Annotated in this window: 23 protein-coding genes; 13 read left to right on the plus strand and 10 right to left on the minus strand. The window is 72.3% G+C overall.

Annotated features, from left to right (window positions below; all coding sequences use genetic code 11):
- Nucleotides 1–10 precede the first annotated feature (10 nt).
- From ACWDGI_RS32470 to ACWDGI_RS32480, 3 genes are all read right to left on the minus strand, one after another.
- A complete protein-coding gene (locus tag ACWDGI_RS32470; RefSeq protein ID WP_450765161.1) occupies nt 11–1,330 on the minus strand; it encodes an acyltransferase family protein in 1,320 nt (439 codons plus the stop codon).
- Between the two features lie 223 nt (nt 1,331–1,553).
- Nucleotides 1,554–1,937, minus strand: coding sequence for a hypothetical protein (locus ACWDGI_RS32475; RefSeq protein WP_450765163.1), 384 nt, complete (start codon nt 1,935–1,937; stop codon nt 1,554–1,556).
- Between the two features lie 264 nt (nt 1,938–2,201).
- A complete protein-coding gene (locus ACWDGI_RS32480) occupies nt 2,202–3,365 on the minus strand; it encodes an NAD-dependent formate dehydrogenase (protein ID WP_450765165.1) in 1,164 nt (387 codons plus the stop codon).
- A gap of 387 nt (nt 3,366–3,752) precedes the next feature.
- On the opposite strand from ACWDGI_RS32480, the gene ACWDGI_RS32485 reads away from it, so the two are divergent.
- The 7 genes from ACWDGI_RS32485 to ACWDGI_RS32515 all read left to right on the plus strand — a co-directional run bounded on the left by ACWDGI_RS32485 (nt 3,753) and on the right by ACWDGI_RS32515 (nt 10,925).
- Complete coding sequence (locus ACWDGI_RS32485) at nt 3,753–4,025, plus strand: FmdB family zinc ribbon protein (RefSeq protein ID WP_450765167.1); 273 nt, start codon at nt 3,753–3,755, stop codon at nt 4,023–4,025.
- A gap of 190 nt (nt 4,026–4,215) precedes the next feature.
- Nucleotides 4,216–4,854: an AmiS/UreI family transporter gene (locus tag ACWDGI_RS32490; RefSeq protein WP_450765169.1), complete on the plus strand. Its 639-nt coding sequence runs from the start codon at nt 4,216–4,218 to the stop codon at nt 4,852–4,854.
- A 24-nt stretch (nt 4,855–4,878) separates the two neighbouring features.
- Nucleotides 4,879–6,129 (plus strand): formamidase, encoded by a 1,251-nt coding sequence (gene fmdA, locus ACWDGI_RS32495; RefSeq protein ID WP_450765171.1) that lies wholly within the window; start codon nt 4,879–4,881, stop codon nt 6,127–6,129.
- Nucleotides 6,130–6,490: 361 nt separating this feature from the next.
- Nucleotides 6,491–7,588 carry a ribosome small subunit-dependent GTPase A gene (gene rsgA, locus ACWDGI_RS32500; RefSeq protein WP_450765173.1) on the plus strand — a complete coding sequence of 366 codons (1,098 nt, stop codon included), beginning with the start codon at nt 6,491–6,493 and terminating at the stop codon, nt 7,586–7,588.
- Nucleotides 7,589–7,645: 57 nt separating this feature from the next.
- On the plus strand, nt 7,646–9,034 hold the full coding sequence (locus tag ACWDGI_RS32505; protein WP_450765343.1) for a bifunctional transcriptional activator/DNA repair enzyme AdaA: 1,389 nt from the start codon (nt 7,646–7,648) through the stop codon (nt 9,032–9,034).
- Nucleotides 9,034–9,528, plus strand: a complete 495-nt coding sequence (locus tag ACWDGI_RS32510; protein ID WP_450765175.1) for a methylated-DNA--[protein]-cysteine S-methyltransferase — start codon at nt 9,034–9,036, stop codon at nt 9,526–9,528. The genes ACWDGI_RS32505 and ACWDGI_RS32510 overlap by 1 nt, the downstream gene beginning before the upstream one ends.
- A 215-nt stretch (nt 9,529–9,743) precedes the next feature.
- Nucleotides 9,744–10,925, plus strand: a complete 1,182-nt coding sequence (locus tag ACWDGI_RS32515) for an SGNH/GDSL hydrolase family protein (protein ID WP_450765177.1) — start codon at nt 9,744–9,746, stop codon at nt 10,923–10,925.
- A gap of 57 nt (nt 10,926–10,982) precedes the next feature.
- On the opposite strand, the gene ACWDGI_RS32520 is transcribed toward ACWDGI_RS32515, so the two are convergent.
- Nucleotides 10,983–11,963, minus strand: coding sequence for a helix-turn-helix domain-containing protein (locus ACWDGI_RS32520; protein ID WP_450765179.1), 981 nt, complete (start codon nt 11,961–11,963; stop codon nt 10,983–10,985).
- 1,074 nt (nt 11,964–13,037) lie between these two features.
- On the opposite strand from ACWDGI_RS32520, the gene ACWDGI_RS32525 reads away from it, so the two are divergent.
- Nucleotides 13,038–14,207, plus strand: coding sequence for a protein phosphatase 2C domain-containing protein (locus tag ACWDGI_RS32525; RefSeq protein ID WP_450765181.1), 1,170 nt, complete (start codon nt 13,038–13,040; stop codon nt 14,205–14,207).
- A gap of 60 nt (nt 14,208–14,267) precedes the next feature.
- Complete coding sequence (locus tag ACWDGI_RS32530) at nt 14,268–16,010, plus strand: pyruvate dehydrogenase (RefSeq protein WP_450765183.1); 1,743 nt, start codon at nt 14,268–14,270, stop codon at nt 16,008–16,010.
- Between the two features lies 1 nt (nt 16,011).
- Here ACWDGI_RS32530 and ACWDGI_RS32535 read toward each other — a convergent pair whose 3' ends face one another.
- Nucleotides 16,012–17,382 carry a helix-turn-helix domain-containing protein gene (locus ACWDGI_RS32535; RefSeq protein WP_450765185.1) on the minus strand — a complete coding sequence of 457 codons (1,371 nt, stop codon included), beginning with the start codon at nt 17,380–17,382 and terminating at the stop codon, nt 16,012–16,014.
- 178 nt (nt 17,383–17,560) lie between these two features.
- Between ACWDGI_RS32535 and ACWDGI_RS32540 the strand changes: the two genes are divergently transcribed.
- The 3 genes from ACWDGI_RS32540 (at nt 17,561) to ACWDGI_RS32550 (ending at nt 19,529) form a co-directional block, all read left to right on the plus strand.
- Nucleotides 17,561–18,181, plus strand: coding sequence for a hypothetical protein (locus ACWDGI_RS32540; RefSeq protein WP_450765187.1), 621 nt, complete (start codon nt 17,561–17,563; stop codon nt 18,179–18,181).
- 126 nt (nt 18,182–18,307) lie between these two features.
- Nucleotides 18,308–18,772, plus strand: coding sequence for a hypothetical protein (locus tag ACWDGI_RS32545; RefSeq protein WP_450765189.1), 465 nt, complete (start codon nt 18,308–18,310; stop codon nt 18,770–18,772).
- A gap of 307 nt (nt 18,773–19,079) precedes the next feature.
- The gene (locus ACWDGI_RS32550) at nt 19,080–19,529 is read left to right on the plus strand and encodes an ATP-binding protein (RefSeq protein ID WP_450765191.1); all 450 of its coding nucleotides are present in this window, start codon (nt 19,080–19,082) and stop codon (nt 19,527–19,529) included.
- 80 nt (nt 19,530–19,609) lie between these two features.
- Here the strand turns inward: ACWDGI_RS32550 and ACWDGI_RS32555 are convergent, their stop codons facing one another.
- Together ACWDGI_RS32555 and ACWDGI_RS32560 are read right to left on the minus strand one after the other, a co-directional pair.
- Nucleotides 19,610–20,644, minus strand: a complete 1,035-nt coding sequence (locus ACWDGI_RS32555) for a DUF2637 domain-containing protein (protein WP_450765193.1) — start codon at nt 20,642–20,644, stop codon at nt 19,610–19,612.
- A gap of 316 nt (nt 20,645–20,960) precedes the next feature.
- A complete protein-coding gene (locus tag ACWDGI_RS32560; RefSeq protein ID WP_450765195.1) occupies nt 20,961–21,785 on the minus strand; it encodes a (2Fe-2S)-binding protein in 825 nt (274 codons plus the stop codon).
- Between the two features lie 163 nt (nt 21,786–21,948).
- On the opposite strand from ACWDGI_RS32560, the gene ACWDGI_RS32565 reads away from it, so the two are divergent.
- Nucleotides 21,949–22,716, plus strand: coding sequence for a GntR family transcriptional regulator (locus ACWDGI_RS32565; RefSeq protein ID WP_450765197.1), 768 nt, complete (start codon nt 21,949–21,951; stop codon nt 22,714–22,716).
- Nucleotides 22,717–22,950: 234 nt separating this feature from the next.
- Here the strand turns inward: ACWDGI_RS32565 and ACWDGI_RS32570 are convergent, their stop codons facing one another.
- From ACWDGI_RS32570 to ACWDGI_RS32580, 3 genes are all read right to left on the minus strand, one after another.
- Nucleotides 22,951–23,451 carry a DUF2231 domain-containing protein gene (locus ACWDGI_RS32570; protein WP_450765199.1) on the minus strand — a complete coding sequence of 167 codons (501 nt, stop codon included), beginning with the start codon at nt 23,449–23,451 and terminating at the stop codon, nt 22,951–22,953.
- A 74-nt stretch (nt 23,452–23,525) separates the two neighbouring features.
- Nucleotides 23,526–24,293, minus strand: a complete 768-nt coding sequence (locus ACWDGI_RS32575) for a hypothetical protein (protein WP_450765201.1) — start codon at nt 24,291–24,293, stop codon at nt 23,526–23,528.
- A gap of 353 nt (nt 24,294–24,646) precedes the next feature.
- Entirely contained in the window at nt 24,647–26,347 is a 1,701-nt protein-coding gene (locus ACWDGI_RS32580; protein WP_450765203.1) for a PucR family transcriptional regulator, read from the minus strand.
- Nucleotides 26,348–26,493 lie beyond the last annotated feature (146 nt).

Below are 26,493 nucleotides of genomic sequence, written 5' to 3' on the forward strand. Positions count from 1 at the left end.
GCCGCTGCTCTCACACCCGCCCCGGAACCCGGGCCACCGTGGGCCGGTCGAGCCGGCGTGCCGTCGTCCAGCGCGTCAGCATCACCAGCGCGGTGCCCAGCGCCAGGCCCATGGTGGGCAGTACGGGGAGCCGGCCGTCGGGCGCGAAGCCCCGCACGGCGAAGCGGGCCAGGGCGGCGATGTCCATGGCCAGGCCGAGCCACAGCGGCCAGGCATGCCGCAGGCCGACGTCCGGAGTGGTCCGTTCGTACAGCACGGCCAGCCCGCGTTCCAGGGGCCGGTGCGCGGACACGACGCCGGCCAGGACGAGGCCGAGCACCAGCAGCCACGGGATCCGCAGCCCCCACCAGGCGGTGGACCCGAGGGCCGGCTGGGGCGCGAGGCCGGTCAGGTAGAACGCGGCGGCGACGACCAGGACCGGCAGCATGTGCCACAGATACAGGGTCATGCTGGTCGCCCCCACGGGGCGCACCAGGCGCCACACCCGCTCTCGGTCCAGCAGCCGCCGCACCGCCGGTGCGGCGAGGAGGCACAGCCCGACCTGGGTCACCACCCACGCCAGCATCGCGGCCGACGGCGGATCGGTATTGCTGGGGTGCTGGCCGGTCACCAGGATCAGGCTGACCGGGAACGGCCCGAGGGCCACGAGCGCGGCGAAGGCCACCGCGCCGCCCGCCGCCATCATGACCGGCACGAGCCGGCGCCCGGTCAGCAGGCCGTCCCGCCAGCAGAAGCCCAGCTGATAGGCGACCCCCCACACGAGCACGTAGTTCAGCAGACCCGCGTACGGCGCGTGCACCGTCATCACGAGCACGTCGGCCGCCAGCGCAACCGCCGCCATCGCCGACGGGACCAGGAGTCCCCAGCGCCGGTGTGCCGCGTACATCGGTGGCGTCAGGGCGCTGAGCAGCAGATACACCGGAAGGAACCAGAACTGCATCGCCATCGCCCATCCCACCAGCGAGAGCGTGCCCGGGTCCACGCCGACCGCCGAGCAGACACCGACGGCGAGCAGCACCAGACCGCTGTAGAGGCCCGCCGGCAGCAGCAGCCGCAGCGCCCGTCGCCCCAGCCACCCGGCGGCCGTCCCCCCGGCCGCCTGGGTACGCGGCCAGGAACCGCCCGCGGCGTGGCCCCCGGCCAGGAAGAACAGCGGCATGATCTGGAACCCGAGCGTCAGCCACTGGGTCCAGGGAACGGTCGCCAACAGCTCCGGGGCGGTGATCCGTCCACCGGGCTCCCGGACCAGGGCTGTGATCAGCCAGTGGCCGAGCACCACCAGCACGATGGCCCACGCGCGCAGGAAGTCGACGTAGCGGTCTCTGCTCATGGGCGGTCATGCTGCCGCAGCCCCGGCGCGGTCGTGCCGGGAAGCCCATGCCGCAACCATTCCGTGCCCGGTACGACACCGTCCCCCGGTCCGCTACGGGCGCGGGGTCACCGACCGCCGGGACGACCGTCGGCGCCCGGGTGCGTGCGCCTGCTGGGGGAGAGCGCAGCGGTGGGGTCGGACGGCCTCTGAACGCGGCTCGGCCGCGGGGCTCAGGAGCTCGTCAGAGCTTCCCGCCGATCTCACAGGCCTGGCACGGCGGCCGGCCGCAGGTGCACTGCATGAGGGCCTCGAGGACCTCGCGGTCGTGGTAAAGGCACTCGTCCTTGCAGGTGTGGCGCGGGATGAATCCTGCGGGGATCTCGCCGGGCCACGGCTCGTGGCCGTCCCGGCAGCGGATGAACCGCTCGGGGTCGGCGGAGTGCAGTTCGTGCATGCTCGACCGCGCCTCGTCCTCCAGTTCACGCACTCGCTCCACCAGAGCCCTGAGCTCGGCGGCGATGCCGGAGTACCGGTCGGCGCCGGTCCTCACGTGCGCGGCCCGCAGTGCCATCGCTGCGTTGCCCAAAAACCTGCCGGCATCCTGAAGGTCGGTCACGTGATGCATCTGAATTCCGGTCACGCCCCGAACCCACACTGCGTCCGTGCTCACAGATCCACCTTCCCGGCGTTCGCCTGGTTTTCTTACGAGAGATTACCCGCGGCGCCGGTATCCCTACATAATGAAAAACAATCTATTTATGGACGCTAAAGGGTTCACCCGGGCCCGTCCAGTAAATCGGTGGTGAAGCGGCTCACAGCCGGGTCGGTGGATCTTCTATTGAATCCGCAGCTGATTTCTCGGACCTCGGACATCACTCCGGCCGTGCGGTCATCCGGCGACCGTGTAGGAACTCGCTCCCGTCCCGGCGAGCCCACCGCCTTCGACGATCAGGTACTCCGCGCGAATGGGGCGGCCGTCGAGCCAGCATTCCAGGATCTCCCGCGCACCGGCCGCGTAGCGTGCCTGCGCCGAGAGGGTCGACCCGGACACGTGCGGCGTCATCGCCTCGTAGGGCATGGTGCGCCAGGGGTGGTCGGGCGGTGGCGGCTGCGGGTACCAGACGTCACCGGCGTAACCGGCCAGTTGTCCGCTGTCGAGGGCCCGCACCACGGAATCCCGGTCGACGATGAGCGCCCGTGCGGTGTTGACGATGTACGAACCGCGCTTCATGGCCCCGATCAGCTCGTCGTCGAAGAGGTTCTGTGTCTGTGGATGCAGCGGAGTGTGGATCGAGAGCACATCGACGGCGGGGGCCAGCGAACGGGCGTCGGGATGCCAGGTCAGCTCCAGCTCCTCCTCGACGTCCTTGTCCAGCCGGTGCACGTCGCAGTAGTGCAGCGTGACGTCGAACGGCTTGAGGCGGCGCAGTACCGCCTGGCCGATCCGCCCGGAGCCGAGGACGCCGACGGCCATGCCTTCGAGGTCGTAGGCGCGCGAGACGCTGTCGGCGATGTTCCAGCCCTTCTTGGTGGTCACCCACTCGTGCGCCGGCATGTAGTTGTGCACCAGGGTGAGAATCTGCATCACGGCGTGCTCCGACACACTGATGCTGTTGCTGAAGGTCACCTCGGCCACGGTCATGTCGTGGGCGATGGCGCTCGGCAGGTCGACGTGGTCCGACCCGATCCCCGCGGTGATCGCGAGTCTGAGCCGGGAGGCCGCGGCGATGCGTTCCGGGGTCAGATAGGCGGGCCAGAACGGCTGCGAGATCACCACGTCGGTGTCGGGAAGCTCGCGGTCCAGGGTGGAGTCCGCCCCTTCCTTGTCGCTCGTGACGACGAGGGTGTGACCCCGGTCCTCCAGGAACCGGCGCAGCCCCAGTTCTCCTGAGACGCAGCCGAGGAGGTGCCCCGGGGTGAAATCGATGGCCTGGGGGGTCGGCGCGGTCTGACCGCCCGGATAGCCGCTGATGGTGGGAATCTCGTCGCGGGCGTAGTCGGGGGGATAACCGCCCACGGGATCCGGATAGAGCACCGCAAGAATTTTTGCCATGGCCGTCCTCCATCGGTGGAGCCACTGCTCCTGGGAACAGGTAGGGCGTCGGCAAGCCGGTCGAACACCGATGATCTTGAATTTTAGTCGCGTGCGTGTCGGCACTGCAATCCCCTGGGACAGCCGGGAGGTTTTCCGGTGGCCAGGGACGCGGCAGGGACGTTTTCCCGCACGGCACCTGGCTGATCAACATGATCGGCTCGTTCGTGCCGCGCGGCTGACGGGTCTCGGTGTACGGCACGCGCTGCCGGAACAGGTCGGTACTTGACACCGGGATTTACGAGACGTCTCCTTGAAGGTAGGAAATGTCCTGTGGCGTGCGCCAGTCGGGGTGTTCACAGCACGCACTCGGGTCTGGCAGCGTCCACCGGCATCCGGAGGCTGCTGATGGCAACCTATGAATATCTGTGCGGCCGATGCGGGCCCTTCGACGTGAAGTTGGCGATCGGGACGGCGCCCCAGGCATATGGCTGCCCCGTCTGCGCACGCGCTGCGAGGCGTGTGTACTCCTCGCCCGGCCTTGCGCTGACCTCGCACCCGGTCGCCGCCCTCCATGTCCTGGAGGAGCAGGCGCGTGAGGCTCCGGCAGTGGTCTCCTCATTGCCGCCACGCAGAAGGGTGCCCCCGCACCCCGCGCTCTCGCGGCTGCCGCGTTCCTGAAGGCGGTGGTCGGCAAGGCGAACGTCTCATGCGGGTCTCGGCATCGGAACACGACGTCGTCCCCGCAGCGGTGTGCGGAATGCGGAATCACGCAACGCGGGCCGGGAGCAAAGCCGTTTCATCGGCGTCCCATTCGGCCTCTGGCGGCACGCGATTCCACTCCCCACGCGGACTTAGGAGGTGCGTCCCCGTGGGAAACGTGGGACTGCTCTTCGTCGGTGCGGTGCTCTTCATGAACGGATTGCTGCTGCTCGGGAAGGTCGATGCCCGAGCGGGAGCGGTGTTCAACCTCTTCGTGGGCGCACTGCAGGTACTGACGCCGACTTACCTCATCTTCACCGCCAACAACGACCCCATGAAGATCCTGGCGGCATCCGGCATCTACCTCTTCGGCTTCACCTACCTCTATGTGGGTATCGGCCTGCTCGTCGGTCTCGACAGCACCGGCGTCGGCTACTACTCGCTGTTCGTGGCAATTGTCGCCCTGGGGTACTCGTACGCCAACTTCCGGCTGCTCAAGGACTACCCCTTCGGGGTCATCTGGCTCTACTGGGCCTACCTGTGGTTCCTGTTCTTCCTGCTGCTCGGTCTCAAGAGGGACGACCTCACGATCTATACCGGCTGGGTCACGGCGATCGAAGGCTGGGTCACCGGTGTGATTCCCGCCGGGCTGCTGCTCTCCGGCTACTGGAAACACCCCACCGAGATCGCCATCGCACTGGCGGCCTTCGGCGTCGTGGTGTTCGCGGGTCTGTGGCCGCGCACCCATAGAAAGCCCCGGCCGACCTCGGCTGCCCCGCGGGCCGGAGGCGTGGGCGCACCGACGTGACCGGATCAGAAACGAGGAGTTCTCATGCCTGAGATTGTCTTCAGTGTGGACCACAGCAAGTCGATGCGTGACCAGACCGTGCCCGGTCACAACAGGTGGCACCCGGACATCCCCACCGTCGCCATGGTGAAGCCGGGAGCGGAGTTCCGCATGGAGTGCCGCGACTGGACCGACTGCCAGGTCGGCAACAACGACACCGCCAACGACGTACGGGACATCGACCTGACCATCCCTCACATGCTCAGCGGCCCGATAGGCGTGGAGGGCGCCGAACCCGGCGACCTGCTCGTCGTCGACATCCTCGACCTCGGCCCCGTGCCGCAGCAGACCGGGGACGCGGCAGGGCAGGGCTGGGGCTACACCGGCATCTTCGCCAAGGCCAACGGCGGAGGCTTCCTGACCGACTACTTCCCGGACGCCTACAAAGCGGTCTGGGATTTCCACGGACAGCAGGCCGTCTCCCGTCACCTTCCCGGGATCCGCTTCACCGGGATCACCCACCCCGGGCTGTTCGGAACCGCCCCGTCCACCGAGATGCTCGCCCGTTGGAACGCCCGCGAGCAGGCGCTGATCGACACGGACCCCAACCGGGTCCCGCCGCTCGCCGTACCTCCGGACAGCACCAACGCACTCGCCGGTACGGCCACCGGAGACCTGGCACGCCACATCGGTGAGGAAGGCGCACGCACGGTGCCGGCCCGCGAGAACGGTGGCAACCACGACATCAAGAACTTCACCCGAGGATCGAGAGTCTTCTACCCCGTACACGTCAAGGACGCGAAGCTGTCCGGAGGTGACCTGCACTTCAGTCAGGGCGACGGAGAGATCACCTTCTGCGGCGCCATCGAGATGGGCGGGTTCATCGACTTCCACGTCGACCTGATCAAGGGCGGCATGGAGACGTACGGCATCTCCACCAACCCCGTGTTCATTCCGGGCAACGTCGAGCCCAGGTACACGGAGTTCCTCACCTTCATCGGGATCTCCGTCGACCACGACACGGACACGAACTACTACCTCGACGCGACGCTGGCCTACCGCCGGGCCTGCCTCAACGCCGTCGAGTACTTCAAGAAGTTCGGCTACAGCGGAGAGCAGGCCTACCTGCTGCTCGGCTCCTCGCCCATAGAGGGACGTATCAGCGGCATCGTCGACATCCCCAACGCCTGCTGCTCGTTGTACGTACCCACCGCCATGTTCGACTTCGAGGTCCGTCCGAGCGCCGCCGGACCGACGAAGGCCGACCGAGGCCAATGCGCGTTGGCCACCGCGTGACGGGTCCCCGGCTGCGGCTCCGCGGTCCCGGCTGCGACTCGGCGCCGCAGGTCAGCGCCGTGTGGCGGATCCGGGACGGCGGGCCGCGGCCGGGCCTACGTCCGCGCGTCGAACCGCCCGTCCGCGCTCGCCGTGACCGCGCCGAAATTCGGTGGCGTCACGGCTCGCGCATCTTCTAGGGTCGGTGGTGTTCGAGCGGCAACCCCTGAGGTGCCGTGGGTGACTTGGCTTGCACAGGAGGTGTGACCGATGGCTGTCGTTGCGATGGGCGCTGCCCGCGACCAGAAGTTCGTCCATTCCACCTCCGCGGCCACCGGCTGACCTACCAGCTTTCCCGGGGCCGCCCTGTGAAGGGTCACCCTTGACTTCCAGCTCTGCTGCTGTTTTCTCCGCGCTCGCTCCCTACGGCTGGGACGAGACCTGGGCGAAGGAGTTCGCCCCCTACGCCGCCGAAGGCCTGCTGGCCGGGCGTGTCGTCCGTGTCGACCGCGGGCAGTGCGACATCGTCAGCGCCGGCGGCCCGCTGCGCGCCGACACCGCGTTCGTCACCCCGCACGATCCGATGCGCGTCGTGTGCACCGGCGACTGGGTCGCCGTGGAACCCGGCGGCCATCCCCGTTACGTACGCGCGTACCTGCCGCGCCGTACCGCCTTCGTGCGCTCCACCTCCTCCAAGCGGTCCGAGGGCCAGATCCTCGCGGCCAACGTCGACCACGCGATCGTCGCCGTGTCCCTCGCCGTCGAGCTCGACCTCGGCCGCGTCGAACGGTTCCTGGCGCTGGCCTGGGAGTCCGGGGCCCAGCCGGTCGTGGTCCTCACCAAGGCGGACCTGGTCCCGGACCCGGTGACCCTCGCGCATCTGGTCCAGGACGTCGAGACCAGCGCCCCCGGCGTGCCGGTCCTCACCGTCAGCGCGATGGCGGGGGACGGCCTCGACGTCCTCGTCTCGCTCGTCCACTCCGGTACGTCCGTCCTGCTCGGCCAGTCCGGCGCGGGCAAGTCCACCCTCGCCAACGCGCTGGTCGGCGAGGACGTGATGGACGTCCGGGCCGCCCGGGACGTCGACGGCAAGGGCCGGCACACCACGACCACCCGCAACCTGCTGGCGTTGCCGGGCGGGGGAGTGCTGATCGACACCCCCGGGCTGCGCGGCGTGGGCCTGTTCGACGCCGGGACCGGGGTCGGGCAGGTGTTCTCCGAGATCGAGGAACTGGCCGAGGGGTGCCGGTTCTCCGACTGCGGGCATGAGAGCGAGCCGGGCTGTGCGGTGCGCTTCGCGGTGGAGACCGGGGAACTGCCCGTGCGCCGGCTGGAGAGCTACCGCAAGCTGATGCGGGAGAACCAGTGGATCGTCGCGAAGACGGACGCACGCCTGCGGTCCGAGATGAAGAAGGACTGGAAGAAGAGGGGTGCGGAGGGGAAGGCGGCGATGGAGGCGAAGCAGGGGCGGTGGCGCTAGCACCACGTCCGATTCCCGCCAGACCCACCCTCGCCCATCGCCCACACTTGAAGGGTGATGGACGAAGAGACCAGGTATGAGGCGGTGCGCAGCCGGGACGGGCGGTTCGACGGCGCGTTCTTCTTCGCCGTGCGGACCACCGGCATCTACTGCCGTCCCAGCTGCCCCGCCGTCACCCCGAAGCGGCACAACGTCCGCTTCTTCCGCACCGCCGCCGCGGCGCAGGGCTCCGGCTTCCGGGCCTGCCGCCGGTGCCGCCCGGACGCCGTGCCCGGGTCCGCCGAGTGGAACGCCCGTGCCGACGTCGTCGGCCGGGCCATGCGGCTGATCGGCGACGGCGTCGTGGACCGGGAGGGCGTCGGCGGCCTCGCCGACCGGCTCGGCTACAGCGCCCGGCAGGTGCAGCGGCAGCTCACCGCCGAAGTCGGCGCCGGCCCGGTCGCTCTCGCCCGGGCCCAGCGCGCCCACACCGCACGCGTGCTGCTCCAGACCACCGAGCTGCCGGTCACGGAGATCGCCTTCGCGAGCGGATTCGCCAGCGTGCGGCAGTTCAACGACACCGTCCGCGCCGTGTACGCCACGACCCCGAGCCGGCTGCGCGAGGCGGCGCCCGGCGGCCGGGGCGCCCGGCGCGGCTCGCCGGCGGCCGGGATCCCGCTGCGGCTCGCCCACCGCGGCCCGTACCAGGCCGGTCCCGTCTTCGACCTGCTGGAACGCGAGGCCGTACCCGGTGTGGAGGAGGTCACCGGCGTCCCCGGCGCCCGCACCTACCGCCGCACCCTGCGACTGCCGTACGGCCATGGCGTCGTCGCCGTCGAGGAGCGGACCGGTGCCGTGGCCGGCGGTGCCCGTCCCGGCGGCTGGCTCGACGCCGGGCTGCGGCTCACCGACCCGCGCGACCTGACCACCGCCGTACAGCGGCTGCGGCGGCTGTTCGACCTCGACGCCGACCCGTACGCCGTCGACGAGCGGCTCGCCGAGGACCCACGGCTCGCTCCGCTGGTCGCCGCGCGGCCGGGGCTGCGCTCACCCGGGACCGCGGATCCGGCCGAGGCCGCGGTACGGGCCCTGGTCGGCACCGACGGCGCCGAGCGACTGGTCCAGCGGTACGGCAAGGCGCTGGACGCGCCCGCCGGCAGCCTCACCCACCTCTTCCCGGAGGCCGCCGTGCTCGCCGGGGCCGAGCCGGACGGCACCCTCGGCGCGCTCGCCGCCGCGCTCGCGGACGGCACCGTACGGCTGGGCCCGGGCGCCGACCGGGACGACGCGGAGGCGGCCCTGCGGGCCGTGCCCGGGCTGGAGCCGTCGGTCGTCGCCGCGATCCGGGTCCGTGCGCTCGGCGACCCCGACGTGGCCGCGCCCGAACTGGACATACCGGACGACTGGCGGCCCTGGCGGTCGTACGCCGTCCGGCACCTGCTGGTGGAAGGAGAGCTGAGGAACTGATGGATGTCACGTACTGGACGCGGATCGTCTCGCCGGTCGGGGAGTTGCTCCTGACCGCGGATGCGGACGGGGCGCTGACCTCCCTGTCCGTCCCCGGGCAGAAGGGCGGTCGGAGCGTCGAGACGGGGTGGCTCGCGGACGCGGGCCCCTTCCGGGCGGCCGAGGAGCAGCTCGCCGCGTACTTCGCCGGTGAACTGAAGGAGTTCCGGCTGGAGTTGAGCGCACACGGGACCGAGTTCCGGGAGCGGGTGTGGGGTGCGCTGGACGGCGTGCCGTACGGGGGGACGACGACGTACGGGGAGATCGCCGCGCGGATCGGGGCGTCCAGGATGGCGGTGCGCGCGGTCGGCGGGGCGATCGGGGCCAACCCGCTGCTGATCGTGCGGCCTTGTCACCGGGTGATCGGCGCGGACGGTTCGATGACCGGCTACGCGGGGGGACTTGAGCGAAAGGTACGGCTGCTGACGCTGGAGGGAGCGGTGGTGGCGGGTTAGCGGCGGCTGCGCGCAGCCGTGCAGCAGGCGTGGCCACAGCGCCCCGTAAGGGGCGCGGGGAACTGCGCGACCAGCCCCCACCCACCCGCTGCCGCACCACTACGGTCACCGCCCCCCACTCCGCCGACCGGGTGGTCCCCCGGTCGAGTTGCCGCCCCGCTCGGCATCCGTATGCCACCTTCCCCTCGAGTGGGCCTCAGGAAGGGCGGGTGTGGATGGGCAAGGTCGGGCGGGTCCTCGGCGCGGCGCTGCTGATCGCGGTGGGTACGACGGGGCGGGCCGGTGCCGAATCCGGCCCCTCGCTCTGGGCGGGGAGCTGGGAGACCGCGCCTTCCGGTACCGTCCGCGCGGTGCCCGGCGCCGCCTACCGCAACGTCGTTCATCTCAGCGTCGGAGGCAGTGCGGTACGGGTCCGGATCAGCAACCGGCTCGGCAGCGCACCCCTCCGGCTCGGCGCGGTCACCGTCGCGCTGCGCCGGGGCTCCGGCGCGGACGCCGTACCCGGGTCCATGCGCGGCGCCACCTTCGACGGCGCCGGCACCGCGGTCGTACCGGCAGGACAGGACCTGGTCAGTGACCCGGTGCCGCTCGCCGTCCCGGCCGCCGCCGATCTGCTGGTCACCGTCGAGACCCCGGGCGACTCCGGTCCCGCCACCTATCACCGCGTCGCGCTCCAGACCAGCTACCTCGCCAGGCACGGCGCCGGCCGGGCCGCCGACGAACACGGGACCGCGTACACCGGGACCACCGGGAACTGGTACTACGTAGCCGGTGTCGACGTACGCAGCGTGACCCTCGGCACCGTGGTCGCCTTCGGCGACTCCCTCACCGACGGCAACGGCTCCAGCTTCGGCACCAACCACCGCTGGCCCGACCGTCTCGCGGAACGGCTGCGCCCCTTCCGGATCGGCGTCCTCAACGCCGGGATCTCCGGCAACCGGCTGCTGCTCGACAGCACCGGAGGACCGGGCGCCCTGAACCGGCTGGACGCCGACGGGCTGACCCGGGCGGGTGTCCGGACCCTGGTCCTCCTCGAAGGCATCAACGACATCAAGGGCGACCCGGAGGCCACGGACCCCGCCGACTTCGTACGGGCGTACCGGGCGATCGTGGCCCGCGCCCACGCGCGCGGAATCCGGGTCGTGGGCGCGACACTCACGCCCTACGAGGGGTTCAGCGGCTACACCGACGCCCGGGAGGCCGTACGGCAGCGGGTCAACGAGCTGATCCGCACCCGGCACGTCTTCGACGCGTACGTGGACTTCGACGCCGTCGTCCGCGATCCGGAGCAGCCGACGCGCATCCGGCCCGGCTACGATCCCGGCGACCATCTGCACTTCAACGACGCCGGCATGCGCGCCCTGGCCGCCGCCGTCCGGCTCGTCGACCTGCTCTGAGCCCCCATGACACCGGGCGCGCGTCGTACAGCGTCTCCGCCCGGCGTGCCGCGCGGGTCAGTCCCGGGCCACCCAGCCCCGCTCGTAGGAGTGCCAGCCCAGCTGCAGCCGGGTCGTCACCCCGGCCAGTTCCATCAGCCGTCTCACCCGGCGCTGCACGGTCCTGAGGCCCAGGTCGAGCTGTTTGGCCACGCTCACGTCGGTCAGCCCGGCCAGCAGCAGCGACAGCACCTCCAGATCGGTGGCGTCGGGGGCGTCCGGCCGTTCCTCGGTCACCCCCGAGGCGCCGAGGCGGAGCGGCAGCGCGGACCGCCACACCGACTCGAACAGTTCGGACAGCAGCTCCAGCAGGCCGCTGGCGTGCACCACCACCGCGGCGGGCTCCGAGGTGTGCGAGGTGAGCGGGACCATCGCGAGGGAGCGGTCCGCCACGACCAGCTTGGTCGGGACCCGGTCCACCACCCGCACCTGCTCGTCGCGGCCCAGTGCCGCCGTCAACTCCGTGATCCCGTGTGGCAGATCGAGCACCGCGCGCTCCACCACCACCCGGTAGCGCACCCCCCGGCCGGCCGCCTGTTCCTCCGCCTCGTTCTCCGTCCCGGAGACCACCATCGGGTTGCCGGTGACCAGCGCGCACACCTCGTCGGCGGCCCCCAGCTGGAGCTGGAGGAACCGCTGGGCGACGGCCGGGGCGCCGGTCACCACCTCGACCAGGTCGTGCACCGCCGGCTCGGCGGCCGCCGCCCGGTACTCCTCGGCCAGCAGTGCCGCCGCCAGCTCCGCCTTCTCCAGCTCGTGCCGCTGCTGGGTGAGCAGCGCCCCCAGTGCCACCCCGGGCGGCGCCGCCACCCAGCGGCCCGGCCGGCCCGAGGACTGGGCCGCCAGGCCGTGCCGCTCCAGCCGGCGCAGCGCGCGCTCGGTGTCCGGCTCGGCCAGCGTCAGGCGCCGCGCCAGGTCGGGCACCTCGGCGGCGCCCACGGAGACCAGCGTCCGGTACGCCGACTCGTCCCTCTCGTCCAGACCGAGCGCTGCCAGCATCGACCCGCGTCCCTCCCTCGAAGTCGGGCGCCATGGCGGGAACCGGCCACGGCGCAAACCCGCCGCAGCACATCATCGCCGTACCGGCGGTCACTCTGCCAAGATCACGTCAGCGCAGCACCTTCACCGGGGATCCGGATCCGCAATGCACAGCTGGTCGCAAGGATTGCCCGTCACAATCTGGCCTCCGGCCGACGCGGCCGCGTCCGGCCGTGCGAACGGTGGCCCGGGCCCATGACGCGCGCACGCGTAGGGGATCTGGGGCCGGGTCACTCAGGTGTCGCCGGGTGGTTCTCCCGTGGGGGGTGGGACCACCCGGCGACTCACACGTGTCACGGGCACCATGCCCCTCACGCGTGTCGTCGACTCTCTTTGCTCGCACGGGTGTTCAGCGCGTCACTCGCCACGCCGTTCGACACCGGTTCGGGTGCGGGATTTTCCCGATGCCCCGTTTTCATCCGGCCCGTGCGGTGGACAATTAGGGGCATGAGTCAGCCAGGGGGTAGGCCCACCCGTCATGAGGACGACTGGTGGGGGCAGTTGTACGACGACTCCACCGAGGACACCGGCCCCACGGCCGCACCCGATTCCCTGGACGACCGCTTCGCCTCGGCGAAGAACACGGTGGCGGGACGGGGACGGGGACGGGGACGGCGGGGCGCCGCGGAGGAACCGGGCACCGAGCAGCCCGTCCCACCGGCCGCATCGGTTCCACCGACCGCATCGGTTCCACCGACCGCGCCGGTTCCACCGACCGCGCCGGTTCCATCGACCGCGCCGGTTCCATCGACCGCGCCGGTTCCACCGACCGCGCCGGTTCCGCCGGCACCGCCCGTCCCATCGGCACCGCCGGTTCCCTCGGCACCGCCCGTCCCACCGGCCGTGCCGGTGCAGCCGGGACCGTCCGGGCTCCCGGCCGCGCAGGTCCCGTCGGCTGCTCGGGTGCCGCCGCGCGGCCCGACGGCCCCGCCGGCCCCGCCGGCCGTGCCGGTGCAGCCAGCCGCGCCGGGCCCGCCTTCCCCGCCGGTCCCGCAGGGCCCGCCTTCCCCGCCGGTCCCGCCGGTCCCGCCGACCGTGCCCGCGCAACGCGCGCCGGCCGGCCCCACCGACGCACCGGGCGAGAAGGCCGCCACCGTCCGCAAGCCCTGGCCGTGGGACGAGGAGGACCCGGAGTTCCCGGAGGCGGACGACGACGCCTGGGCGGACTCCCACCCCGCCACCCGCCGCGACCTGGCCACGCTCCCGCCGCACTCGGCCCCGGCAGCCGCCCCGGTCTCCTCCGTGGACTACGTCGGCTCCGGCCCGCCCACCTACGACGCCGAACCCACCGCCCTGCCCGCCGCCGACCCCGACGAACTCGACGACCTGGTCGCCGACACCGTGCTGGACGGCGCCCGTTACGGCACCTGCACCCTGCGCGCCGTCTCCCAGCGCGGCGACTCCGCCCGGTACCGGGGCGAACCGCGCCGCGACGCCCTGCTCACCGCCCGGTTCGGCTCCGGCGACCAGGCTCTGCTCCTGGTCGCGATGGCCACCGGCGCCCGGGCCACCCCCGGTGCCCACCGGGCCGCCGCCGAGGTCTGCGAGTGGATCGCCCGGGCGGTGGGCCGCAGTCACCAGCGGCTCACCGAGGACATCCAGGCCGCCCGCCGCGGCGACCTCAAGTCCGGGCTGCACCGGCTCACCGACCGCAGCCTCGGCAAACTCCGCGCCAGCGCCGCCGAACAGGGCGTCGCCGCTGAGGAGTACGCGGCCAGCCTGCGCTGCCTGCTCATCCCCGCCCACCCCCAGTGCCGTACCCGGGTCTTCTTCGGGGTCGGGGAGGGCGGGCTGTTCCGGCTCCGGGACGGCGAGTGGCAGGACATCGAACCGCACGTCGACACCGACACCGTCGGCGAGGCCGTGGTCGGCTACGGTTCGCCGCCCGCCGAGACCCCGCAGGGCGACCGGCTCACCATGGACCTCGGCATCCCGACCCCGCCGAGCCCCTACGAACCGGCCCCCGAACCGCCCCGCGACCCCTTCCTCTTCCGGGCCTCGGTAGCCCGCCCGGGTGACGCTCTGGTGATGTGCAGCGGCGGGCTCGCCGACCCGCTGCGCGGCGAGCCCGCCCTCTGCGCGTACCTGGCCCGACGCTGGTCCGGCCGTACCCCGCCGGGCCTCGCCGCGTTCCTCGCGGACACCCAGGTACGGGTGAAGGGCTACGCCGACGACCGTACGGCGGCGGTCGTCTGGGAGGCGTGACGCCGGTCCCTGTGCGTGGATGGGAGGTATCCGCCCACAGGGAAGGGGCACCCGTCCGCCATGGCCAAGCAGAACGTCGCCGAGCAGTTCGTCGACATCCTCGTCCGCGCCGGAGTGCGCCGCCTCTACGGCGTCGTCGGCGACAGCCTCAACCCGGTGGTCGACGCTGTCCGCCGCAACTCCGCCATCGACTGGATCCACGTCCGCCACGAGGAGACCGCCGCCTTCGCGGCCGGCGCGGAGGCCCAGGTCACCGGGAAGCTGGCGGCCTGCGCCGGCTCCTGCGGGCCGGGCAACCTGCACCTCATCAACGGCCTGTACGACGCCCACCGTTCGATGGCCCCGGTGCTCGCCCTCGCCTCGCAGATCCCCTCCAGCGAGATCGGCCTGGGCTACTTCCAGGAGACCCACCCCGACCGGCTCTTCCAGGAGTGCAGCCACTACAGCGAGCTGATCTCCAGCCCCAAGCAGATGCCCCGGCTGCTTCAGACCGCCATCCAGCACGCGGTCGGCCGCAGCGGGGTGAGCGTGGTGAGCCTGCCGGGCGACATCGCCGACGAACCCGCCCCGGACGAGCCCGTCGAGAGCGCGATCGTCACCTCCCGGCCCACCGTCCGCCCCGGGGACGAGGAACTCGACAAGCTGGTCGCGATGATCGACGCGGCGGACAAGGTGACGCTGTTCTGCGGCAGCGGCACGGCCGGCGCGCACACGGAGGTCATGGAACTCGCCGGGAAGATCAAGTCCCCGGTGGGGCACGCCCTGCGCGGCAAGGAGCACATCCAGTACGACAACCCGTACGACGTCGGCATGAGCGGACTGCTCGGCTACGGCGCCGCCTACGAGGCCACCCACGAGTGCGACCTGCTGATCCTGCTCGGCACCGACTTCCCGTACAGCGCCTTCCTCCCCGACGACGTACAGATCGTCCAGGTCGACGTGCGCCCCGAGGTGCTGGGCCGCCGGTCCCGTCTCGACCTCGCCGTGTGGGGCGATGTGCGCGAGACGCTGCGCTGTCTGGTGCCGAGGCTGCGGACCAAGGAGAACCGGCGGTTCCTGGACCGGATGCTCAAGAAGCACGCGGACGCGCTGGAGGGGGTGGTGAAGGCGTACACCCGGAAGGTGGAGAAGCACGTCCCGATCCACCCCGAGTACGTGGCCTCGGTACTGGACGAACTCGCCGACGAGGACGCGGTGTTCACGGTCGACACCGGCATGTGCAACGTCTGGGCGGCCCGGTACATCTCGCCCAACGGCCGCCGCCGGGTGATCGGTTCCTTCTCGCACGGCTCGATGGCCAACGCGCTGCCGATGGCGATCGGCGCGCAGTTCACCGACCGGCGACGGCAGGTCGTGTCGATGTCCGGGGACGGCGGCTTCGCCATGCTGATGGGCGACTTCCTGACCCTCGTGCAGTACGACCTGCCGGTGAAGGTCGTGCTGTTCAACAACTCGGCGCTCAGCATGGTCGAGTTGGAGATGCTGGTGGCGGGCCTGCCCTCGTACGGCACCACCAACGTCAACCCCGACTTCGCCGCCGTCGCCCAGGCCTGCGGTGCCTACGGAGTGCGGGTCGAGAAGCCCCGGCAGCTCGCCGGTGCGCTGAAGGACGCCTTCAAGCACAAGGGCCCGGCCCTGGTCGACGTCGTCACCGACCCCAACGCGCTGTCCATCCCGCCGAAGATCAAGGCCGACATGGTCACCGGCTTCGCGCTCTCCGCGTCCAAGATGGTCCTCGACGGCGGCGTGGGCCGGATGGTCCAGATGGCCCGCTCCAACCTGCGCAACATGCCGAGGCCGTAGCTCACCCCTCGACCGGCACCCACTGGCGGACGCCGTTCACGAAGCCGTACCAGTACTCCGGCAGGCCCTTGATGGAGCTGGTGCGGAACGGCCGGCCGTGGTCGTCGATCCGGACCGTGCCGGAGCGGCCCTGTGAGGACCAGTCCAGTTCGAGGTACCAGCGGCAGTCGCAGCCCTCGGTACGTGCGTTGACGCGGAGCACCTCCGGGTCCGTGGACGAGACCCGGTAGGGCAGCCGCATGGTCGAGACGGTCTGCCCGTCCGGGCCCTCACCGGCCACCGGGCGGGCGAGGGGGCGGTCCTTGTCCAGGTCGACGTCGAAGTAGCGCGGGGTGAGCCCGCCGCCGCAGCCGTCGGCCATGGAGTAGGCGATACCGGGTGCGGGCGCGCTACGGCCGACGACCCGCACCCGCAGGTCCTCCAGGACTACGGCCGTGGGCGAGCGGCCCTGCACCGAGATCTGGACGATCGTGTCGCGGCCGTGCACCGCGTTCTGGGTGGCCGCCCAGGTGCCGGCGTCCTGCGGGACGGGCGGCGGCGGAACCTGAGCCGGCTGCTTGTCGATGACGTAGTCGTGGTCGCAGCCCAGCTCCCACACCTGGGAGCTGGCGGTCCAGGCGAGCGGGACGCCGGTCGGGGCGGGACCGGTGGGCGTGCCCGGGGCGGAGGACGAGGCGGTCTTGGTGCCGTCCGGCGCCGCGGACGGCGAGCGGTGGACGGGCGAGCCGGAGTCGTCCGGTGTCGGGCCGGTGGGTGCGGGGTCGTGGCGCCGGGCGTCGCCGGCGGCGGTCGTGGGGGAGGAACCGGGGCCCCGGGCGGAGGTGCCGGCGGGCGGCCGGTCGTTCGAGGGGGCGATCAGACTGCCCAGCGTCACCAGGAGAACGACGGCCACGGCCGAGCCGGCCAGGGTGCGGCGCCGGCGGTACCAGGGGCGGGGCGTGGGACCGGGCCGCGGTACCGGGTCCTCCCCGTTCTCGGCCGCGGCCTCCGAGGCTGCCGGGGCCTCCGGTTCCGCCGGGGTCTGCTGCGAGGCCTCCGCGGTCGTGGGTTCGGGGACCTGGCGGGTGTCCTCCGCCGTCCGGGGCCGCTGCCGTGCCGCCACCGCCCGTAACCAGCGCTCGTGGAGTTCGAGCCGTTCCGCCGGGCTCGCCCCGCAGAACGCGGCCAGGCGCTCGACCGGAGCGAAGTCCAGCGGCACCGCCTCGCCCGCGCAGTAGCGATGCAGGGTGGAGGTGTTCATGTTCAGGCGGCGGGCCAGCGAGCCGTAGCTCCGGTCCGTACGGTCCTTCAACTGCCGCAGCAGCGCCGCGAACTCCTCGACGTCCTCGCGCACGGGCACCTTCCCCCGGTCGTCCGTATCCCAGGCACTCATATACCTGCACGTCAACAGGGCTGGGATGGTTCCAGGCCGGCGGAACGGGCGGTGGCCGTTGCGGTTGCCGCAGCCGGCAGCCGATGCTTCTGGTGTCGCACCGACCAGGGCCGGACCGACCAGCCGGCGCCGTCCGCGGCATCCCACACCCATGCACCGATCCAACGGGGGACCATCCATGCCCAAGCGCACCCGAGCAGGCGCGCTCACCGTACTCGCCGGCGCCGCACTGGCCGTAGGCACCACGCTCGCCGTCCCGGCGGCGGCCGCCCCGAAGCCGCCCGGCTTCCTCGCGGCGGCCGACCTGCCGCCGCACCCGAGTTCGTCCTGGACGGCCGGCAAGGTCACCGCGGGTGTGCCGGAGGCGGTCAGGCAGGACACCTGCCTGGGCATCGCCCTCGGCGGCGGCCAGAACACCTGGTACCGGGAGTTCCGGACCGATCTCGACACCGGCGCCCGCCAGGTCAGCGTCGAACTGGCCGACGTCCGCGCGGCGAAGGGCCGGGTCGCGAAGCTGGACGAGGACATCGTGTCCTGCGCGGACCGGATCGAGATGGAGGACCCGGAGACCCGGGCGGACTTCCAGGACCACGGAGACCTGTCCGTCGGCGACGGCGCCCACGTCTACGCCCTGCACACCGAGACCTCCTGGGGCGCCAGTGACATCCGGCTGCTGTCGCTCGGCCGGGAGGGGAGCACCGTGACGGTCGTGGACTGGGGGCAGCTGGGCGGCTTCCAGGACGCGCCGGTGAAGGCGTTCAAGAAGACGACCACCACGGCCGTGAAGAAGCTCCACTGAAGGACGGGGCCGTCCTCCCGCTCGGGGGAGGGGAGGACGGCCCCGACAGTCATCAGCCGCATCAGCCATCAGCCGCATCAGCCGCATCAGCCATCAGCCATCACTGCAGAAAACGGGGAATCAGACATGAGCACCAAGACCCGCACCGTCCTCACCACCGGCGTGCTCGCCGTGGCCCTCGGGCTCGGCTTCACCGCCCAGGCCTCGGCCGGCGCGCCGCGCAGCGTCAGCGGCGACCCGTCGGTCAACCTCACCCGGGTCGCCGACTTCTACGGCGCCTACATCGACGCCGAGAGCGACCTGGACGGAAGCGGCGGCCTGCCCACCGCGCTGCGTGCCTACTACATCGACCCGACCTACCTGAAGAAGGTGAAGGCGTGGGAGAACCGGGAGCACGCCGACGGGGTGCTGCAGGCCCAGAACACCCCGCTCAAGTGGAAGGTCACCGACAACGGCACGGCGAAGAACCACACCGAGGCCGTCGTCACCCTGACCTGGAGCCGCAACACGACCACGAAGCTGTTCGTCGACGTGAGCCGCGGCTCCCACAAGATCATTCACATCGGCACCAAGGGCCTCGGGGTTAAGTAGGCGGAAGGGTAGGTTTCGGCCAGGTTCGCCGGTGCCGTGGACCGCGTGAAACAGCTCCGGGGGTTGTACGAGGGGCTGTTTCACGCCGGGTCCCCGGCACCGTTGGCGCGTACGGGACGATCCGGGAGGCGACGTACGGGCCGGGGCCGGTTCAGGACATGGCCGAACACCCGGCCGTCATCGGCGTGACATGACTGGCCCGTGCCCGAGCGGGCATGGATCCCCGTGAACGTGTTCGATCAGGAGGGGAACCGGCAACAGCGTGCGGGCGGGGGTCATGAACAGTCAGGCACGAGGGGGCGGTCCCGTGGCCATCGGGGCCTCCTCGGCGCAGGCGGCGGGGGAAGAGACCGACACGACGGAACGGGGACACCCGGCACAGCTCAGGTGCCGGCTGGGGCGGTCGGATCTGCGGGCGGTGCCCGAGGCGCGCCGGGAGCTGCGGCAACTGCTGCGCCACTGGGGGAAACCGGGCCGTTCGGAGATCGCGGAACTGCTCACCAGCGAACTCGTCACCAACGCTCTCGTCCACACCGACCACGAGGCCGTGCTGACGGCCGTCGTGGGGCCCAGCCAACTACGGGTGGAGGTCCGGGACTTCGTGGGCCGCCGGCCCCGCGTGTGCGCCCCGGACACCGGGGACGGCACCCACGGCCGGGGCATGGTGCTGGTCGACTCCCTCGCGGACGCCTGGGGCGTCCAGCCGCACGAGGTGGGCAAGTCGGTGTGGTTCGAACTGGACGCGGAGGCCGCCTGAGGCCGCCTTCCCACAACGGGACGGGGGCGTGACCCTGAAGGTCACGCCCCCGTCCCGAGGTGCCGTCCGGCAGCAGACGATCAACCGAACTGCTGCTCAAGGTCCTTGAGCTTGCGCTCGAGGGAGTCGAGGCGCGGCAACGCCATTGTGTCGTCCTCCGCGGTCAGGTCGACCGTGATCGGGTCAGACCCTTTGCGGACTGGCTGGAGGGAGGGCCGCTGGCGTACGGGCAGCTGCTCCGGCGCCGATATGGCAGGCTCCGCGGTGGGCTGGGAGGGACCGCGCTCGACCTGGTGCACCTCGTCCTGCCGGCCGCGTCCGACGAAGCCCCGGTGGCCCCGGCTGATGGCCTTGAGCTGGGCCCGCTCCAGACGGTCCTGCTCGCGGCGGCGCATGCGGTTCGTCTCCTTCTGCCGCTTGTCCTCGCGCACCTCGTCGACCGCCTCGTCCAGGCTGCGCACGCCCTCCAGGAGCATCAGCGACCAGGCCTTGTAGGTCTCACGGGGAGCCCGCAGCCAGCGCACGATCCGGATCTGCGGCAGCGGACGCGGCACCAGGCCCTGCTCCCGCAGGGCGGCCTTGCGGGTCTGCTTCAGCGCGCGGTCGAAGAGGACGGCCGCGGACAGCGACATGCCGGCGAAGAACTGGGGAGCGCCCGCGTGGTCGACGCCCCGGGGCGCGTGTACCCAGTTGAACCAGGCCGCGGCGCCCGCGAACGTCCACACGAGTATCCGGGAACCGAGGGCCGCGTCACCGTGGCTCGCCTCGCGCACCGCGAGGACGGAGGAGAACATCGCCGCGCCGTCCAGACCGAACGGCACCAGGTACTCCCAGCCGTCGGAGAGGCCGAGGTTCTGCTGGCCGAAGCCGACCAGACCGCGGAACGAGAGCGCCGCGGCGACCGCCGCGGAGCAGAACAGGAGCGCGTAGGAGACGGTGCCGTATATGGCCTCCTTGCGCCTGCGGCGCTCCTCGCTACGCTCCCACGAGTCGTCCTTCGCGTGCTCCCCGCCGGACCGCTTGGAGCGCGCGAGCACCGCCACCGCGACCAGCATGCCCAGGAGCAGTACGGCGCCGGGAAGCAGCCAGTTCAGCGATATGTCGGTCAGTCTCATCTAGGGGTCCCTTGCATTGGGATAGGGCGTATCGCCCGCCATAGTGGCCCAATCCCGCCGGCCCTCAGGGGGTTTCGGGGCAAGAGGCCGCCAAGGAAGTGCAAGGGGTTGCCCCAGGGCGGCATTCTGCTCGAACTGCCGCGTGAGGGGCGGGAGTTGAGTTCGAGTAAGAGTACCCATACGGGTGGTTCCTCGGAAAGTTCCTGCGGCAAGTGAGGAAGTTGTGAATTCCCTGTCGGCGCAAGGGTGATCCCGCCCTGGGTGATCTTAGTGGATCCCGTGGGGTGCTCCGTCCCCCGGCAGGTCTGAGGGCGCCTCAGGCCGCCGCGGCCGCCGCGAGTTTGGCGATCCGCTCGTCGTCGCAGGTGCGCGGGCAGGTGGCGCAGGTGTCCTCGGGGCGCAGCGTGTAGTACATGCAGCAGCTCGCCCGGTCCCGGGTCGGCAGCGGCTCGCCCGCCGGCCCGGCCAGTACCCGGAAGGCGGCCGAGCCGACGTACGGCTTGGTGGCGCCCGGCAGCAGCCGTTCGAGTTCGGGTACGGCCCGTTCCGCGTCGCCGAGCAGTCCGGCGACGTACCAGAGCCCCTCGACGATCTCGTCGGTGGCCATGCCCCACAGCGCGCGCCCGCGCCGCCGCATCCGCGGCCCGAAGGCGCCGAGGACCGGTTCCAGGTGCTCGGCGACGGCCGCCCGCACCTCGGCCCGCAGCGCCTCCTCGTCCGCGACGACCACCGCGCCTGGCAGTGCCGCCGCCGGGTCGCCCGGCAGGCAGGCGAAGGAGGCGACGCGCACCGCCATGCGGCCGGCCACCCGGTCGTACGAGACATGCGTCACGGGCAGCCGCGGGACCCGGCGGTCCAGGAACCAGGGGAGGGTGATCAGGAGGCAGGCGGCCCAGCCGTAGCGGTGCAGGCCGAAGGTGGCCACCACGTCCGGGCGGCCCGGCTGTCCGTAGTCCCGCAGAATCTGGTCCTCGTCCCAGGCCAGGAAGGCGTCCAGACCGGCCTCGCCCGCCGCGAGCTCGGCGGCGCCGACCCAGTCGCCGCCCCGGGGTGCCGGCTCGCCCGAGCCCAGCTCCGTGACCACCAGGTCCGGGCAGACCCCGGCCAGGCGGGCGTAGGCGGCGGAGACGGGGGAGGGCATGGGCTACCACCGATCGGGTGCGGGCCGAATGCTGGATAAGTAAGCCTTACCTTACCCATTCATTCGGAAATTTGAACTATCGCCCGGGGCGCCTAAGGTGCTTGACGGACAAGTGACAACCCACCGTTAATGGCCCAAGTCCCGACGAGTCGGAGGAGGACCCGTGAACCATCGCGCGCACCCGGCTCCGGCCGAGACGGCCAGGGTGCCGGCGCAGACGCGGTCCGGGGAGTCGGCCCGGGAGACGGGCGGACACCCGGCCGGCGCGCCGGCCGCGCGCGGCGAGCACACGCACTGCGAACCGCCGATCCCGCAGCCCAGGCCCGCCGTGCAGCGGGCGTCCGTGCGCGGGCAGATCCTGGACGCGTTGCGCACCGCGCTGGCGAGCGGGGAGCTGGCGCCCGGTGAGGTGTACTCGGCGCCGGCGCTGGGGGAGCGGTTCGGGGTCTCCGCGACGCCCGTGCGCGAGGCGATGCAGCAGCTGGCCCTGGAAGGCGCGGTCGAGGTCGTGCCCAACCGCGGGTTCCGGGTCGTGCAGCGGGGCGCCCGGGAACTCGCCGAACTGGCCGAGGTGCGGGCGCTGATCGAGGTGCCGGTGATGATGCGGCTGGCGCGCAGCGTGCCGGCCGAGCGGTGGGCCGCGTTGCGGCCGCTGGCCGAGGAGTCGGTGCGGGCGGCGGCGAAGGGGTGCAGGGCGACCTACGCGGAGGCCGACCGGGCGTTCCACCGGGCGGTGCTGGCCCTTGCGGGCAACCAGCAGCTGGTGCAGATCGCGGAGGACCTGCACCGGCGGGCGGTTCCGCTCAGCGGGGGCCGGGCCGACCTGATGGCGGACGCGGGTGAGCACGCGGCGTTGCTGGAGGCGTTGATCGCGGGGGAGCTGAATGCGGTGCGCCGGTTGGTGACCGGGCATTTCGCCACCGCGGGCTGAGCGGCGGAGGGTGTTCGCGCGGCGGCCCGCCGCAGGGGTGGCGGCCGTCGCCCGGGTGCGGGTACGTCGTGGCCGGTCGCGCCCGCGCGGCGGTAGCCGCATATCGATACAGCCCCGCGCCCCTGAAAGACAGCCCCGCGCCCCTGAAAGACGCTGCGGTCAGCGGCCCTTCAGGGGCGCCGCAGCTGAGGGTGACACCGGTGGATGAAACCCCCAGCACTCGGCGTAGGCGGCTCAGTTGCCCTGTGCCGTCTTGTCGTACGCGTCGTGCCACGCGGCCTTCGCGCCGGAGTCGCCTATGCGGTAGACGTCGACGACCGCGCCGGCCGCCACGACCACCGACAGCACGCCCACCGCGACCCGCACCGGAAGGGCCGACAGGCGTGCGTCCCCGCTGCGGTCCGACTCCTGCCCGCCGCGCCGGGTCGCCCACCACACGACCGTGGCCAGGACGAACAGCCCCAGCGCCCACGGCAGCAGTCCGTCGCCCAGCTCGGTGTGCCGGCGGACCAGGGCATCGTCGGTCACATGCCGCTCCAGCCACTCGCCGGCCTGCGTCGCCAGCGGCACGCTGACCAGGGCGACCAGGGCGAGCGCGGGCAGCAGCACGCCCAGCCGCCGCGCGGCACGGGGCCACAGGGCGGCCGCCACCAGGGCCAGGGCGGTCAGCGGAACCAGTATGACGACGATGTGGACCAGCAGGACATGGGCCGGCAGGCCGTTGACGGTGCTCATGGCAAAGCGCTCCTGAGGGGGTCGGGGCGCGCCAGCCTGGCACAGCAAACTCTCAGTTTTCTCTGAGGCGCGTCTCAGGCGGTCGCCGCTCCCGGGGTCGGCGGGGTCAGCTGGGCCGCCAGCCAGGTCGGGACGCCGCCCAGGAGGCGGAACAGGCGGCCCGCCTCCTCGCGCAGCCGCGACGCCTCCGGCTCCGGCTCCGTGTCGGCCAGGGACGCGAGCGCCGGTGCCGTGCCCACCAGGTAGCCCAGCTCCTCCCTGATCCGCAGCGACTCCGCGAAACCGTGCCGGGCCTCCGCCAACTCCCCTTCACGCAGGGCAAGTCCGGCCAGATGGCGCCAGGTTGAGGACAGCAGCAGCGGGTCGGCGTGGGCCGTGGCGGCCGCGTGGGCCCGGCGGTAGGCCGCCCGCGCCGCCTGCGGGGAGCGGGTCAGGTTCTCCGCCAGCAGGCCCCGGCGGAAGTCGAGAAGGGCCCGCCCCGGCGCCCCCGGAGGGATCAGTGCCGCCGCCCTGCCGAGCGCGGCCCGTGCCTCGTCGGCCCGGTCCCGCACCCCGTGCAGCGTGGCCGCGTAGGCGAGTTGGCCGCGCTCGCAGGCGGCGGCGCCCCGTTCCTCGTCGGTGCGGGCCACCGCCTCCGCCGTCCGCAGCGCGTCCTCCGCCTCTCCCCAGCCGCCCTCGGTGTAGAGACACCGTTCGACCATCAGTCCCGCCCGCTGCAGGGAGGCCGGCGGCGTGTCCGTCGGCAGCAGTGCCGCCGCGTCGGCCCAGCAGGCCCGCGAGCGCAACCGCCATACCGCGGTCTGGAGCGGATCGTCACCGGCGTTCGTTCCGTTCCCAGACATGGCGGGATACGCCACGTTGCCCTCCCCAGGGTCCTGCCCTTCGGCTCAGCCCGGGGTCGCGGGGCGTGGCACGTGCAGCTGCGGCGTCGTCGTCGGTCACCGACGCTCCGCGTCGGTTCCCTCCTCCGCCTTGCAGCTGCACGCACCACGCCCCGCTCATCGGTGTCGCGAGGCGGGGTGCCTCGACACCGACCTGATCCGAAGGGCAGGCCCAGCGCGCCGTCGAGCTGTGAAGTGGTGGCCGCATTCCAGCACCGATCGCCACGCGGGGCCAAGAGGGTGGGTGAATAATTTCACAAAGTCGTGGGACAGCGAGGGCACTTGGCGCGAGCCGGTCGCACGCCCGCGTGACCTCAGCTCATCCGCAATGCCAAGAAGAAATCGAGCTTGTCCTCCAGCCGGGAGAGGTCCCGGCCCGTCAACTGCTCGATCCTGCCCACGCGATAGCGCAGCGTGTTGACGTGCAGGTGGAGCCGGGTGGCGCAGCGGGTCCAGGAGCCGTCGCAGTCGAGGAACGCCTCGAGGGTCGGGATCAGCTCGGCACGGTGCCGGCGGTCGTAGTCGGTGAGCGGGTCCAGCAGGCGGGCGGTGAAGGCGCGACGGACGTCGTCGGGGACGAAGGGCAGCAGCAGGACGTGCGAGGCCAGCTCCTGGTGGCCGGCCGCGCAGACCCGGCCGGGGCGGGCCGCGGCCACCCGGCGGGCGTGCCGGGCCTCCTCCAGGGCCCCGCGCAGCCCCTCCGCCGAGTGCACGGCCGCACTGACGCCGAGGGTGACCCGGCCGTCGTCGTCCAGGCCCGCGGACAGGGGGCCGCGCACCGTCTTCAGGAGGGCGTCGGCGTGCACACCGGACTCCGAGCCGTCGTGCTCGGTGGAGACCGCGGGGAGCGGGACCAGGGCGACCGCCTCGTCGCCGGTGTGGGCGACCGCTATCCGGTCGGACGGCTCCGGGCCGGTGGCCAGTGGGTCGACCAGGATCTCCTCCAGGAGCGACTGCGCGACCGGACCGCCCTCGACCTCCCCGCCGTCCCATTCGGCGCGGGCCACGACCACCTGCCAGTGGGGGGCCGCGCCGAGGCCCGGCAGCAGGACGGGCGCGGCCACCCGCAGACGCGCGGCGATCTCGGCCGGGGCCGCGCCCGTCTGGACCAGCTCCAGCACCTCCTGGGCGAGCCGGCGCCGTACCGTACGGGCCGCGTCGCGGCGGTCGCGCTCGACGGCGATCAGCTGGGTGACGCCCTGGAGCAGGTCGAGGCGCTCGTCCTGCCAGTCGCTCGCGTCCGCCTCGACGGCCAGCAGCCAGTCCGAGAGCACGGTCTCGCGCACGTCCCGGGAGCCCTGCGGGGAGCGCCCTCCCCCGGCCACCGCCGGGCGGTGGCCCCAGGAGCGGATCGGGAAGAGCGAGTACGTGGCGCCGTCCAGGAGGACCCGGTGCGGGCCCCGGCGGCCGGTGCGGGTCGCGGCCAGGTGCTCGGCGGCCAGCCGGGCGCAGGCGTCGGCCGGCAGCGCGGGCCCGGACACCTTGGAGCCCGCGATCAGACGGCCGGTCGGGGAGAGCACCCAGGCCCGCAGGTCGAGGTCCGAGCCGAGCAGGTCCAGGACCACGTCCGGGCCGCCGCCCGCCGGGCCCGAGGTCATCATCCGGCGGTGCCGGTCCACGACGGCCGCCAGGTCCCCGGCCCGCTCGCCGCTGACCTGCCGTACGACATGCTCGGTGATCGTCGCGAACGCCACCGACTCGTGCACCGCGAAGAGCGGGAGGCGGTGCTGGGCGCAGGCCACCACCAGGTCGTCCGGGATGTCCCCGAGCTCGGCCTCACCGGCGGCCAGGGCGGCCACTCCGGCCTGCGCCAGGAGTCGTACGAACGGCTCGGAGTCCGCGGCGTTCCGGCGCCAGGCCAGGCCCGTCAGCACCAGCTCACCGCCCGAGAGGTAGCGGCTGGGGTCCCGCAGGTCCGTGGTCATCACCCCGCGCACGGTGCGGTCCAGCTCGTCCTCGCCGCCGAGCAGCCGCAGGCCCAGCGCATCGGTGTCCAGCAGTGCGCGCAGCCGCATCTCGTCGCCGCCGTTCTGTGTCTCGAAATCTACGATGGATCTTGCAGTGTCATGGATGGGGCGCCCGGCGTGCGAGGTCACGGGCCGCGATCACGAGGTGCCTGGGCGTTTCCCGCGTTTCCTCAGGAAAACCAGGAGGTTACTGA

This window comes from Streptomyces sp. NPDC001220 (assembly GCF_053597895.1).

Excerpts from the sequence above, each read along its gene's own strand:
- ACWDGI_RS32535 (WP_450765185.1), bottom strand. The coding sequence starts at position 17,382 with ATGAGTGCCTGGGATACGGACGACCGGGGGAAGGTGCCCGTGCGCGAG.
- ACWDGI_RS32475 (WP_450765163.1), bottom strand. The coding sequence starts at position 1,937 with ATGCATCACGTGACCGACCTTCAGGATGCCGGCAGGTTTTTGGGCAAC.
- ACWDGI_RS32530 (WP_450765183.1), top strand. The coding sequence starts at position 14,268 with ATGGCCAAGCAGAACGTCGCCGAGCAGTTCGTCGACATCCTCGTCCGC.
- ACWDGI_RS32560 (WP_450765195.1), bottom strand. The coding sequence starts at position 21,785 with ATGCCCTCCCCCGTCTCCGCCGCCTACGCCCGCCTGGCCGGGGTCTGC.
- ACWDGI_RS32470 (WP_450765161.1), bottom strand. The coding sequence starts at position 1,330 with ATGAGCAGAGACCGCTACGTCGACTTCCTGCGCGCGTGGGCCATCGTG.
- ACWDGI_RS32480 (WP_450765165.1), bottom strand. The coding sequence starts at position 3,365 with ATGGCAAAAATTCTTGCGGTGCTCTATCCGGATCCCGTGGGCGGTTAT.
- fmdA (WP_450765171.1), top strand. The coding sequence starts at position 4,879 with ATGCCTGAGATTGTCTTCAGTGTGGACCACAGCAAGTCGATGCGTGAC.
- ACWDGI_RS32510 (WP_450765175.1), top strand. The coding sequence starts at position 9,034 with ATGGATGTCACGTACTGGACGCGGATCGTCTCGCCGGTCGGGGAGTTG.
- ACWDGI_RS32540 (WP_450765187.1), top strand. The coding sequence starts at position 17,561 with ATGCCCAAGCGCACCCGAGCAGGCGCGCTCACCGTACTCGCCGGCGCC.
- ACWDGI_RS32515 (WP_450765177.1), top strand. The coding sequence starts at position 9,744 with ATGGGCAAGGTCGGGCGGGTCCTCGGCGCGGCGCTGCTGATCGCGGTG.
- ACWDGI_RS32555 (WP_450765193.1), bottom strand. The coding sequence starts at position 20,644 with ATGAGACTGACCGACATATCGCTGAACTGGCTGCTTCCCGGCGCCGTA.
- ACWDGI_RS32570 (WP_450765199.1), bottom strand. The coding sequence starts at position 23,451 with ATGAGCACCGTCAACGGCCTGCCGGCCCATGTCCTGCTGGTCCACATC.
- ACWDGI_RS32545 (WP_450765189.1), top strand. The coding sequence starts at position 18,308 with ATGAGCACCAAGACCCGCACCGTCCTCACCACCGGCGTGCTCGCCGTG.
- ACWDGI_RS32580 (WP_450765203.1), bottom strand. The coding sequence starts at position 26,347 with ATGCGGCTGCGCGCACTGCTGGACACCGATGCGCTGGGCCTGCGGCTG.
- ACWDGI_RS32520 (WP_450765179.1), bottom strand. The coding sequence starts at position 11,963 with ATGCTGGCAGCGCTCGGTCTGGACGAGAGGGACGAGTCGGCGTACCGG.
- ACWDGI_RS32575 (WP_450765201.1), bottom strand. The coding sequence starts at position 24,293 with ATGTCTGGGAACGGAACGAACGCCGGTGACGATCCGCTCCAGACCGCG.
- ACWDGI_RS32485 (WP_450765167.1), top strand. The coding sequence starts at position 3,753 with ATGGCAACCTATGAATATCTGTGCGGCCGATGCGGGCCCTTCGACGTG.
- ACWDGI_RS32505 (WP_450765343.1), top strand. The coding sequence starts at position 7,646 with ATGGACGAAGAGACCAGGTATGAGGCGGTGCGCAGCCGGGACGGGCGG.